9 protein-coding genes are annotated in these 12,004 nt (G+C 50.5%); 4 read left to right on the top strand and 5 right to left on the bottom strand.

Annotated elements, in window-relative coordinates; all coding sequences use genetic code 11:
* Positions 1-4: 4 nt before the first annotated feature.
* Genes ACO1NU_RS14730 through ACO1NU_RS14720 form a run of 3 tightly spaced genes read left to right on the top strand, consistent with a single transcriptional unit; the run spans position 5 to position 5,505 of the window.
* Positions 5-1,045 (top strand): efflux RND transporter periplasmic adaptor subunit, encoded by a 1,041-nt coding sequence (locus ACO1NU_RS14730; RefSeq protein ID WP_448819251.1) that lies wholly within the window; start codon positions 5-7, stop codon positions 1,043-1,045.
* A 7-nt stretch (positions 1,046-1,052) separates the two neighbouring features.
* Positions 1,053-4,157: an efflux RND transporter permease subunit gene (locus ACO1NU_RS14725; protein WP_448819250.1), complete on the top strand. Its 3,105-nt coding sequence runs from the start codon at positions 1,053-1,055 to the stop codon at positions 4,155-4,157.
* Positions 4,147-5,505 carry a TolC family protein gene (locus ACO1NU_RS14720; protein WP_448819249.1) on the top strand — a complete coding sequence of 453 codons (1,359 nt, stop codon included), beginning with the start codon at positions 4,147-4,149 and terminating at the stop codon, positions 5,503-5,505. The genes ACO1NU_RS14725 and ACO1NU_RS14720 overlap by 11 nt, the downstream gene beginning before the upstream one ends.
* A 1-nt stretch (position 5,506) precedes the next feature.
* Here the strand turns inward: ACO1NU_RS14720 and ACO1NU_RS14715 are convergent, their stop codons facing one another.
* The 3 genes from ACO1NU_RS14715 to ACO1NU_RS14705 are packed head-to-tail and all read right to left on the bottom strand — an operon-like array spanning position 5,507 to position 8,425.
* Entirely contained in the window at positions 5,507-6,637 is a 1,131-nt protein-coding gene (locus ACO1NU_RS14715) for an NAD(P)/FAD-dependent oxidoreductase (protein WP_448819248.1), read from the bottom strand.
* Positions 6,634-7,329 carry a methyltransferase domain-containing protein gene (locus ACO1NU_RS14710; protein ID WP_448819247.1) on the bottom strand — a complete coding sequence of 232 codons (696 nt, stop codon included), beginning with the start codon at positions 7,327-7,329 and terminating at the stop codon, positions 6,634-6,636. Before ACO1NU_RS14710 ends, ACO1NU_RS14715 begins: the two co-directional genes overlap by 4 nt.
* The gene (locus ACO1NU_RS14705; RefSeq protein WP_448819246.1) at positions 7,322-8,425 is read right to left on the bottom strand and encodes a type III polyketide synthase; all 1,104 of its coding nucleotides are present in this window, start codon (positions 8,423-8,425) and stop codon (positions 7,322-7,324) included. The genes ACO1NU_RS14710 and ACO1NU_RS14705 overlap by 8 nt, the downstream gene beginning before the upstream one ends.
* A 39-nt stretch (positions 8,426-8,464) precedes the next feature.
* On the opposite strand from ACO1NU_RS14705, the gene ACO1NU_RS14700 reads away from it, so the two are divergent.
* Positions 8,465-9,334: a UbiA family prenyltransferase gene (locus ACO1NU_RS14700; RefSeq protein ID WP_448819245.1), complete on the top strand. Its 870-nt coding sequence runs from the start codon at positions 8,465-8,467 to the stop codon at positions 9,332-9,334.
* Between the two features lie 65 nt (positions 9,335-9,399).
* Here ACO1NU_RS14700 and ACO1NU_RS14695 read toward each other — a convergent pair whose 3' ends face one another.
* Together ACO1NU_RS14695 and ACO1NU_RS14690 are read right to left on the bottom strand one after the other, a co-directional pair.
* Positions 9,400-10,971, bottom strand: coding sequence for a calcineurin-like phosphoesterase C-terminal domain-containing protein (locus ACO1NU_RS14695; protein ID WP_448819244.1), 1,572 nt, complete (start codon positions 10,969-10,971; stop codon positions 9,400-9,402).
* Positions 10,972-11,609: 638 nt separating this feature from the next.
* A complete protein-coding gene (locus ACO1NU_RS14690) occupies positions 11,610-11,894 on the bottom strand; it encodes a hypothetical protein (protein ID WP_448819243.1) in 285 nt (94 codons plus the stop codon).
* Positions 11,895-12,004 lie beyond the last annotated feature (110 nt).

Raw genomic sequence — 12,004 nt, 5'->3', positions numbered from 1 at the left:
GATCATGACATCAAAACTTCGTGTAAGTGTTCTCGCGTTCAGCCTGGCACTTATCTCATGCCAGTCAGGTAAAAAAAGCCCATCTGCTGACGCCAGCTACACCGCCATCCCGGTGGTCACCCAACCCGTCTCAACCATGAGCTCAAGTACGCCTCTGTCGCTCAGCGGCAACGTAGAAGGCAATACCACCGTACGCCTCGGCTTCATGGTGGCGGGTAAGATCAACTTCATTGCCGCGCAGGAAGGTCAAAACGTCAAAAAAGGACAACTGTTATCGAGCCTCGACCCCTCCAGCTACCAAATCGCCAAGGCACAGGCGGATATCCAGGTCAGCCAGGTAACAGATGAATATAACCGCGTCAAGCTCATGTACGAGCGCAACAGCGTCAGCCAGAGCGATTTCAATAAAGTCAACTTCACCCTTCAGCAGGCGCGGCAGCAACAGAAACTTCATGCGAAGAATCTCGCCGACACACGTCTTTATTCCCCTATTTCGGGCGTATTGCTCAAAAAGATGGCCGAAACAGGCGAGATCGTCGGAGTGGGAACTCCCTTGTTCGTTGTTTCTGACATCAGTCGCGTAAAGGTGAATGCCTTTATTCCCGAAACCGAACTGAAGCATGTAAAGCTGGGCGATCAAACGAAGGTTTACATCTCCTCGCTTGATAAAACATTCACGGGTAAGGTTACCGAAATCGGGTCTGCTGCGGAAGCTACTTCCCGCGCCTTCGCCGTGAAGGTCGACCTTGCCAACCCGGGACTACTCATCAGACCGGGCATGATTGCTGAGCTCCGGATAGAAAAAGGATCCACCAGCCAGATGATCACCTTGCCGGCCGAAGCGGTCCTACACGATACCGATAATCAGACTTACGTCTTTATAGCCGACAACAAGCAAATGAAGGCCTATAAACGGAACGTTACCGTCGGGCAACTGATCGACAACCAGATCGAGGTCACAGCGGGAATCCGCGAGGGGGAACTCATTGTAACCGGCGGCCAGCAGAAGCTGACAGACGGCGCTTCTATATCTCTGACTAAATAAGCGCGTTATGAACTTCATTGAAGCATCACTTAAATACAAGCAGGTAACGCTCTCAGTATTATTACTGTTATTTGCCGTCGGCGTAAACTCACTGCTCAATATGCCACGCCGTGAAGACCCGAAGATCACAGTCAGGCAAGGACTGGTGATTGCCTACTATCCGGGCGCTAATTCTGCCCAGGTAGAAGATCAGGTTACCAAAAAATTGGAGCAATACCTCTTCCAGTTTGAAGAGGTCCGCAAAGACAAAACGTATTCCACTACACAAGACGGAATGGTGGTTGTCAATGTTGAGCTTGGAGAGAAAGTACAGCAACCCGATGTTTTCTGGAGCAAGCTTCGCCATCAGCTACTGCTTGCCAGACAGATCGACCTCCCTCCCGGCGTAAGAGGCCCGATTGTCAATTCAGACTTCGGCGATACTGAAGCCCTGGTTATCGGTATTGAAAGCAATACGGCGACATACTCCCAGCTAAAAGACTATGCGGAGAAGGTCGAAGAATATATCCGCGGCGTAAAATCTGTTTCTAAGATTAAACGCGTAGGCGAGCAAAAAGAACAGATCCAGGTAACTTCCGGTTCTGAAAGACTCGCTCAGTACGGAGTGAGCCTGCAGCAGGTGGTTACCGTTTTGCAGTCGCAGAATACCATCAGCGCGACCGGCGACATTAAAACGGAGACCAACATCACGCCGCTCTATACCCGTGGGTACTACAACACCGAACAGGAAATCCGCAACCAAATCGTCGGCACTTCCAAATCGGGTGCCGTTATCCGCCTCGGCGATCTCGCCTCTTTCAAGAGGGATTACGCAGAACCTACATCAAAAACAACCGTCAACGGTAATAAAGCCATTATTCTGACGGTGCAGATGCTCGAAGGCAATAACATTGTCAAGTTCGGTGAGGAAGTAAGTGCCAGGCTGGACGAAGTATCAAAGCTTCTGCCTCCTGATGTGAAGCTGAGCACCATTGTCAACCAGCCCGAGCTGGTCAATGAGAATATCTCGCACTTCATCCGCGAGTTCTTCCTGGCCATTGTTTCCGTCGTCATCGTGGTCATCCTGCTGCTGCCGCTCCGCATTGCTACCGTCGCAGCAATGGCTATCCCCATGACTATTGCCATCACCTTTGCTTTGATGCATGCCTTCGGAATCGAACTTCATCAGGTATCCCTTGCTGCCCTTATTGTTGTCCTGGGAATGGTGGTGGATGATGCCATCGTTATTGCCGACAACTACGTGGAGCTTCTGGATGAGGGTGTGGACCGATGGACCGCAGCCTGGCGCAGTGCCACAGACCTCTTTGTACCGGTCCTGGCAGCCACCATCACCATCATTGCCGCCTTCCTCCCTATGGTTCTCCTTACGGGTGCCGTTGGCGAGTTCATCCATGCCCTGCCACTTACCGTCGCCATCGCATTGGCTTCTTCCTTTTTGGTTGCGATGGTGCTCACCCCGCTCCTATGCTATTCCTTCATCAAAAAAGGACTTCATGATCATAGTCAGCCGGCCGAAGGACATAAGAAAGAATCGCTGCTTGACAAGATGCAGAACGGCTATAATGCGGCGCTCGACTGGTGCGGCAAACGGCCCCGGTTCACCATTGTGATGAGCATGCTCACCATTCCTCTGGCGGGACTCCTCTACTTCGGAGCCATCAAGCAGAAGTTCTTCCCGGCAGCCGAGCGCAACCAGTTCGTTGTCGAGCTCTGGATGCCTACTGGCACGAAGCTCGAAAAAACAGAACAGGCCATCATGAAGGTGCAGCACCTGGTCGAAACAGACGAACGTGTAACATCCTTTGCCACCTTCATCGGGACCAGCGCGCCGCGCTTCTACTACAACTTCTCTCCGGAGGTACCGATCAGCAATTACGCACAGATCCTGATCAATACCACTACAGAGGAAACTACCGAGTCGCTTTCCGCGGAGCTTCAGCCCCTCATTAACCGGCTGATTCCGGAAGGCATGCCGCAGGTCAAGCTGATGCAGCAGGGACAGCCGTTAAAGGCACCTGTTGAAGTACGCATCAGCGGTGACGATATCAACATGCTGAAAAAGCTGGGCAACCAGGTACAAGAGGTCTTCAGAAAGACACCCGGAAGCGCATTGGTGCGCAGTGACTTTCGTGAAGACTATTATGGAATCGATATCAAGCTGAGAAATGAAGCCGGACGTCTCGGCTTTACAACCGAGAGTATATCCAAGATGGTCTATACCGGTTTCTCTGGAGCCCCTGTATCGACCATGTACGAAGGAAACAATCCTGTTGACATCGTGCTGCGTCTTGATGCAGATGAGCGCAGAAACTTCAGTGACCTGGAAAATATCTATCTGGAGTCGCCTGTCACCGGTGCTCACGTGCCGCTGAGACAGATCGCCGACATTCGCCCCGAGTGGCAAACAGGGAAAATCATGCACCGCAACGGCGTAAGGACCCTGACCGTACAGAGTGAAACACAGCATGACCTGCTCCCTTCCGAGCTTCTGAGCCGCGTTAAGGCAGACATCAATAAGATCGCTTTACCCTACGGCTATCACATTGAGTATGGCGGCGAATACGCCAACAAGCAGGAGACTTTCAGCCAGATGATGATCGTATTGATGATCAGTCTGGTCCTGATCTTTTTCATCCTGCTGTTCCAGTTCCGCAATCTCAAAGAAGCGGGCATCGTCATGCTCACCATCCCCCTGAGTCTGTTTGGCGCCCTATTCGGACTCTTCATCACGGGCAACAACTTCGGCTTCACGGCCTTTGTGGGACTCATCAGCCTTTCAGGTATCGTGGTCCGCAACGCCATTATCCTGATCGACCACACGAATGAACTCCTTGATAGCGGACTCGATATCCGCAATGCAGCTATCCTGGCCGGCAAAAGACGGCTCCGCCCGATCTTCCTGACGGCAATGGCGGCAGCAATAGGCGTCCTGCCGATGATCATCTCAGGCTCACCCATGTGGAGTCCGCTGGCGAGCGTCATCGCAGTCGGCGTAATCTGGAGCATGGTCATGGCACTTCTGACCGTACCCGTGATGTACATCAGCTGGATAAAATCCCGCGACAAGGAAAATGCAGGCACTGCAAAAACGGAAGAACAACATGAACACTAGAAACACCCCATATCGCATAGCCGCTGTGTGCCTGATGGCCTTTGCCGCAATGCCCGCCTTTGCGCAGCAGTCAACGCTGACCCTTCAGCAAGCTATCGACGCGGCGCTGCAGAACAATCACCTGCTCAAAGTGAAGTCCCTCCAGATTGAGGAGAAAAACGCCAAAACGCGGGAAGACATGATCAAGCGCTACCCTGCAGTGATGCTGAACTCCACCTGGCAATACAACGCCAATACCGGAGAACTCGTCATCCCGCAAGGGTCCTTCGGCGCGCTGCCGCTGAATGCCAACACCACCATCCAGCTTCCAGCTGCCGATAAATCGTTCCAACTGGGCGAGCATCGGAACTTCAACGCCGGGGCTACGATCTATCAGCCCCTTACGCAGCAGGTCAAGATCAACACCGGTATCCAGGTCAGCAGAACAGAGGTTAAGATAGCAGAATATGAGAAGCGAAAAGCGGCACAGCAGATTGAGCAAGCCGTCGAAAAGCTCTACTTCGGCATCTTGATAAACAGGAAAAAAGAAGAAGAATCTAAAGCAAAGCTTGAAGTAGCCAAACTCAAACTGTACGACGTGGAGAGCGCTATCCTTTCAGGCAAAACCATCAACCTCAACAAGGAGGGACTGCAAGCCAGCATCGCCGATGAGGAGCAGGAACTCTTGAAGCTGCAGATCCAGCGCGAGGATTATGCGGCCGACCTGAAGCGTCTAACCGGGATGGACGTTCAGCAGGCCAACCTTAGTCCTGTTCCGGTCGACCGGGCAGAACCTAAAGCTATGGCCGACTACCAGACCGCAGCCTTATCCGGCAATGCAGATCTGAACATTGCCTCGCTCACGGTAAGCAAGGCGAAGCTGGGAATACAGGCGGCAAAACAAAGCTACCTTCCCGATGTGGGTGTCATTGCAGGTTACACCTATCAGCAGGGAAACATCCTCTACCCAACCAATAATCCCTTTGCAGGATTAAACTTCAAATGGAATATTCAGGATGTATTTGCCAATAAGCAGGTGCTTAGTCAGCGCTCCCTGCAATTGCAGCAGGCGAAAGAAAACGAGGCCAACACGATCGAACAACTGAATAACGACATTGAGAAGGCGGTGCGGAAGATCAGTCAGGCTGAAGCACTCATCAATGCTGCACAAAAGGTACTGACCTTCAGATCCCAGGAGCTCGAGATCCAGCAAGATAAGCGTGAAGCGGGGTTGAACGTTCCGGCCGACGTGCTAGCCGCACGTTCAACCCTCGCCAAAGCAGAAGCGGACTTGTATGCTGCACAGCTGAATTACCGGCTTGCCCAATCTGAGTTAAATGCCGTAACTCAGGGAGAAGTGCTCCGTTGAGCTAGACAAAAGGTTTGCCGTGAGTTCGTTCAATCAGCGCAGGGACAGCACCCGGCAGGGCCCGCATAGCACTTACGACCAGTTCCGAGAGCAGGGGCCTGCCGAAACTTCGCTGTATGCCCCTGCCTATCTTCAGACGCAGAGCGAATTCGCGTTGCCAGCTGGACGCATATTCCCGCTCCAGTTGCGCCCTGATCTGTTCACTAAAGCCTGTAGCGCATAAGCGGATGATATGCCCTGACAGGATCTTCGCCGAATGAAAGGCAATAGCCATACCATTTCCGCAGAGGGGGGCGATCATACCTGCCGTATCTCCACACATGAGGATATGCTGGTCCACCAGGCTTTTGCGCTGAAACGCGATTTCATTAATACTCTCCGGCTTATCCCAAACGAATTCCGCCTGCTTGAACAGGCGTCGCAGCGCAGGGTTTTTCATGAGTACAGCTTCTTCCATTGCCGGTATGGATCCGAACTTCTTGAGGTGCTTGTTCCGGGTCAGATAGCATAGGCAGAACAGATCATCCTCTATCTTATTAAAGCCGCAGTAGCCCCCATCGAAATTATCCAGATGAATAGTATCATGCGCAAAATCACCCTTAACAAAATACTTCACAGCCATATACGGGCTCCTTTCGTAGAAGAAACTTCGCCCCATCTTTTGGTCCAGATTGGAGCGCTTACCGTAGGACCCAATGACCAGATCTGCTTCATATTGCTGTCCCCCTATCTGGACTCCGAAGACTCCATCCAGAAAAGACACATCATTAACCTTCTCTCCCTCAACAATATCAACACCTTCTCTTAAAGCGATCTGATACAAAGAATAATCCAGCTTATATCGGCTAAGTCCGAAGCCACCCAGCCCAAGCGGACTCTCCAGCATCTTGCCGCGTGGTGACGTTAACACCAGCCTGCTGATCTCCGAGGCGCCCATTTCAGCCGGATCAAGTCCCAGCTCATGAAGAAAAGGAAGCACCTCATTGCTCACGTACTCTCCGCAGACTTTATGAAAGGGATAGGTCTTTCGCTCAATGATCGTAACAGGGAAACCCGCGCGGCTGAGGAGTATGGCGTTGCTGAGACCCGCCAAGCCTCCACCAATGATGAATATCGAGGGAGTCTTTTTCATTTGTAGATGATTACCTGCCATCTGAAAGCCCACATCCATTTGATGCGGAAACGTGTAAACCCTGCTCTGCGGATCAGCGCCTCCAGCTCCGCTCTGCTGAAACTCCTCATCACGGACACCTTGCTGTCATGCCTAACCATCGGCGATCGCGAAAATAAGGTGGTCAGCATCCCAATGGAATAATAGGCAAACCAGTGCCGGTGAAGATCGTTGATGATGACCGCTTTGCGGCAGGCATGCACCATTCTTCTGATCAGGAGGATCCAGCGCTCATCGTCGAAATGGTGGGTAAAGAGGCTGCTGACGACCACGTCGAACTCTCCTTCCCGGAAATCATGCTCCAGCACATTTGCCAACCTGAATTCAATATTGGGATACCCGGCATGGCGCCTTCTGGCAAACTCCACAGCAGCCGCAGTGGCATCCACGCCAACAAGCTTTAGCTGTAGCTCCCGCCGCCTGAAATATTCGTCCAGCACCCGCAAGCTGTCGCCTCCTCCGCAACCCCAGTCGCACACCGAGTCGCCGTTCTGCATGTTCAGCTGCTTAAAGGCGTCGTAAAACACGCTGAAGCCTCCCAAAAGTTTGTTGATCACCTCCAGCTCCTTCAACACCGGATCCAACTCCCGGTGGTCGAGGGCGAAATTGTCCATAATTTCGTCCTCACTGCCTCTTCTGCTGAAATCAGGCATAGCTCAACACCATGCTTTCAAAGGTTAAACCCGGACCGAACGCGAAGCTCAGGATCTGCTGCTCCCGTTTCTCTGTCTTCAGCTTTTTGCTCAGCTCGTCCAGCACAAACAGCACTGTTGTAGACGACATATTGCCAAAATTGCGCAACACATCATAGGCATGCGCATTCTGATCAGCTTTCAGGGTAAACACCTCATCGCACACCTCCAGGATTCTTCGGCCTCCGGGATGGATAGCAAACTGACTGATCTCATCAAAAGCAACATTCGCCTTTCTGAGCAGCTTATCTGCAACATCACGGATGCCCGCTTTAATCTGCTTGGCCACCTGATTAGTAAGCAGCATCTCATAGCCGAAGTCGCCGATCCTCCATGCCATCTCGTTCCGTGCTTTGGTGATCACCTCCGTATAAAAAGAGTTCAAGCGGAAAAGCTTGTCATCCGTGGCATCCTCATGCTGCACCAGTACCGCAGAGGCTCCGTCGGCAAACAAGGAATTGGCCAACCAGTTATCGAGCGTATTTTCCTTCTGGAAATGCAGCGTACAAAGCTCAACATCCACAATGAGCACCTTTGCCGAAGGCTGTGCCCTGCAGATGTAATCAGAGACCTTCAAGGCATTGAAAGCGCCGTAGCAGCCCATAAAGTTGATGCAGGTACGCTCCACATTTGGGTTCAGATCTAGGCTTTCCACAATCTCTATATCAAGTCCCGGAGCGTACATTCCGGTGCAACTGACCGTGATTAAATGAGTAATTTCCTGAGCGTTAAAGCTTATAGAACCTAAACATTTTTCTATAGCACGCAGACAGAGTTCCAGGGCTGTACGCTCATAGAGGCTGCTCCTCCTGGAGGTGGTTGGAAAGGGTGCCAGCCCTTCTCCATTACCGAAAAACGCATAGTCGCCCCTGTCCTTTCCAAAGTCATCTATCACCGAATGGCGGTAGTCGATCCCGGAAACCTGATACAGCTTCTCGAGTCTTCTGGAGTTCAGATCATCCAGCTCATGCGCGTCGACCATAAATTTGAGGATTCTATCCTGCCGAAATCTGTTTACCGGATTACTTGTTCCTATAGCCGAAATGATGCTGTTCATCTGCAATTGTTTTTTTAAATTTATCTACACCGCTTAATCATGGCAGAATTACATATCGGTTCAACCCTTGCCCATCTGCGTCTTCCTTTTTCGCTGCTGTTGCTCCCTGTGTATCTTTTTGCGCTGGGCGAAGTACCTAGTCCTAACACTTTCCATGCCCTGGTAGTTTTTATCGTCCTGCATTTATTCATCTACCCGGCAAGCAATGGATTTAACAGCTACTTTGACAAGGACGAAGGCAGCATTGCCCTTTTGAAACATCCCCCAAAAGTGAGCAGCAGCCTCTACTATACCTCGATCATGCTGGAATGGGCCGGAGTGTTGCTTGCCCTACTGGTCAGCCTACATTTTGCGGTCTGCGTCATCATCTACAATTCATTCTCCAAAGCCTACAGCCATCCAAGCATCCGGATTAAGAAATACCCTATGCTCAGCTTCCTGATCGTGTTCCTCTTTCAGGGAGCCTTTATCTATTACAGCTGTTACCATGCGCTTTCTATGGGAGAGGCGGGACAAGAAGCTCCTGTATGGATGGCTGGACTGGTTTGCTCCTGCCTGATTGGCGCCTCCTATCCGCTCACGCAGATCTATCAGCACGAAGAAGATGCCCGCCGGGGCGATCGTACCCTCAGCATGCTGCTGGGCGTCCGCGGCTCCTTTATCTTTTCGGCAATGCTCTTCCTGGCGGGTAGCTGCCTCTTGTACTATTACTGGAATACGCGTGATGAGCGTGCGAATTTCAACTTGTACCTGATCTGTTTTACGCCGGTGATTGGCTATTTCCTTTTCTGGTTTATCCGTTGCATGAAAGATCCGGCGCAAGCCTCCTTCGGCCGTACCACCGTTCTAACCCTGCTCAGCGGACTCTTCATGCTCATCTACTTTGGATCGCTGCTCTTCCTCCATTAAAGCGAAAAGGCCGGTCCGCAACGTTCTGTTGCATGAACCAGCCCTTTATTTTCATAGGTTTAGATTTAACGTTTCACAATCTTATACGTGCTTGTCTGCGTGTAAGTCTTGCCAAACATGTCCGTCGCTTTCACCTCGATCGTGTGCTCCCCAGGAGCAAGCTTGAAAGGAACAGGCGCCTTCCACAGGTGCTTAGACTCTGCCGGCGCACTCGGGCGCTTCCCGGTTAGCAAAGTCTCTGTATTATCATACTTATGCAGCACATCCAGAAATACCGGGTCATGCTCTTCCACATAGGTCATCTTCTTCCAGCCGCCTTTACCTACCCGGTAAAGAACCTCGTCTTTCTCTGAGCCCATAAAGAAGTTCGCGTAGATGGCAGCAGATGTCTTCTTATCGTGCTCAATCACTTTTGGTGCAGAAATCTCGATCTGGTAGTCTTTCGCCTTTCCGGCTACTTTATAATCCACGTCGTACTGGTTTCCCTTGAAGTTGATGAACGCATAACCTTTTGGTGTCCCATCACTCATGGTGGATACCGGAACGCCCTGTTCGTTCAGCTCACCGGAGTACCAGTTGCCCGAAGTAGTACCTACATTGTAATGATGGTGAGCCTTCTCCTGCTTCCATCCATCCTTTTTACTGAAGAACAGCTGCTTTTGATTATGCGTATGCGCGGAGAGGGATAGCGTATAGGGGAAATCAGCCAGCAGATCAAAAAGGGCGATCCGGTCCTGCTCCCTGAATCCTTCATCATTCCCGGCTTCTCCAATCGGTATATGGAAGGCCAGTACAACAAGCTTGCTCTTATCCACGAACTTCAGATCATTGGCAACGAACTCCAGCTGATCTTTTCTCAGTCCGCCCCAATACGACTGTCCGTCTCTCGGATCCGGATAAAGGATATCGTCCAGCACGATAAAATGCACATTTCCATAGTTGAAGGCATAATTAGCAGGACCAAAATGAGCTTCATACGACTCGTCCGACATCTCATCTTCCTTCACGTCGAAGTTGATATCGTGGTTACCCATCAAGTTATACCAGGGGATGCCGATCTTTTTAACCGCCCGGGTGTAGGGACTGAAAAGATCAGGGTCATTGCCAACAAGGTCACCCATACTCAATCCAAAAGCCACGTTTGGAATATTTGCCACTTCGGCTACAACGCCTTTATCGAAATAGTCGACTTCCTGAAGCGTATACGGCTGAGGGTCCCCGAAGATCAGGGCAGTGAAGTTAGAATCTTCCTTCTGAGGTGTCAAGGGGAAATCCACTGACTTCGGTAGCGCACCCGTTGGCGCCACTCCCTTATACTTCAGCGCAGGTGATCCCGCAGGCTTGTGATTATAGAAGAACTGAGGCAGGTTGTCGCCATTCAGCGGCACCTTATACCCGGCAGGCTTGATCACGGATATAATCTGATCATTGCTCAGCGGAAGCTCGTAATAGCCCTTCCCGTTTGTCAGCACTACTTCGCGACCGTTTGTTACCGCTACAGATGCAATGCCTCTCTCATTTTTTTCCTGTTTCCGATTGGCGTTCAGATCAGCGTACACATAACCTTTCACCATGTTCTGGGCTTGCACACCTGCTGAAAGCAGAAGCCCCGCTGTAAATAAATAAATTTTTCTCATATATAAACACATTCGAGCGCCCTATAGCTTCCGGCGCTTCCATGGCGAAAATAGACAGCCTATATTTCGAATATATTAAGAAATACTTAAGCTTAAGTACTGGGGAAAAGCGGTATCTGCACCTTTGTCCTTTAAAGAGCGTAGCTTTTTTACTGCCTGCAGGCGGCTGCACATGACCGGACTAGTGCCTGGGGCCCTGCGGTGATCATCCCCTCTGGTCCGTGCTTTTCTCCTGACCCTGGCAGGTAACGCCGCCAGGATCGCATTCCCCAAGTAGTTCATCGACACCCGGTCTTCCTTCTCTTCTTTCGTCGGCTAAGCTTCGGTCAGGGGCCATAGGCGCCTCTGACTAGTTAAGATAAATCAAAACACTTTGTTCAGGAGCCTTACTTTCTCCCAACACCCCGGGAGATGAAATCAGCGACCAAAAGATAGTGAAAGCCGGAGAAAGAAACGGTAAAAAATATAAGCTGAAAGGAACCTGAGTCCATGTTTTTGACCACATACATGGACTGGATATGGAGTCAATATGCACTAACTATAGACGAGCTCGCAGATAGGGCGCGAAAAGATATCGACCCGTAGTTAAGAAATAAGAAGATCAGAGGAAAAATAAGACGCAGCAGTAGTAAGGGGTGTTAGTTCTGGGATACAGAGACTTTTGTTTTTTCAGGTTCAGGAAGGTTGTACAATTCTCTTTCAAGACGCACATACTCGTAATTAAGAGCAACATAGTCTTTATACTTCAAAGCTTGCTCGAAGTTCATATCCAGATCGCCGTACATTTTACAAGTCTCGGCCACGTCGATCAGTTCGACATTGATTTCTTCAAGTCGCTGAAGGATACCCTTTCTTTTCCGGTCCTCGATAAAAGAAGGTCTGATATAGTTGATCAACCGCTGAAGGAAACTGATATTTTTCACAATCAAAAATACTTGGAGGTTAAAAGAATCTTGTTTATTGTCTCTATATCTTTATACTTCTGAAATGGGGGAAAGGTTCTGACTATTTTGCATTTCCGTGAAAATATGGG

The sequence above is a fragment of the Arcticibacter sp. genome (assembly GCF_053551015.1).
The sequence above is the reverse complement of the archived record's forward strand: the minus strand, read 5'-3'. Positions and strand labels throughout refer to the sequence as shown.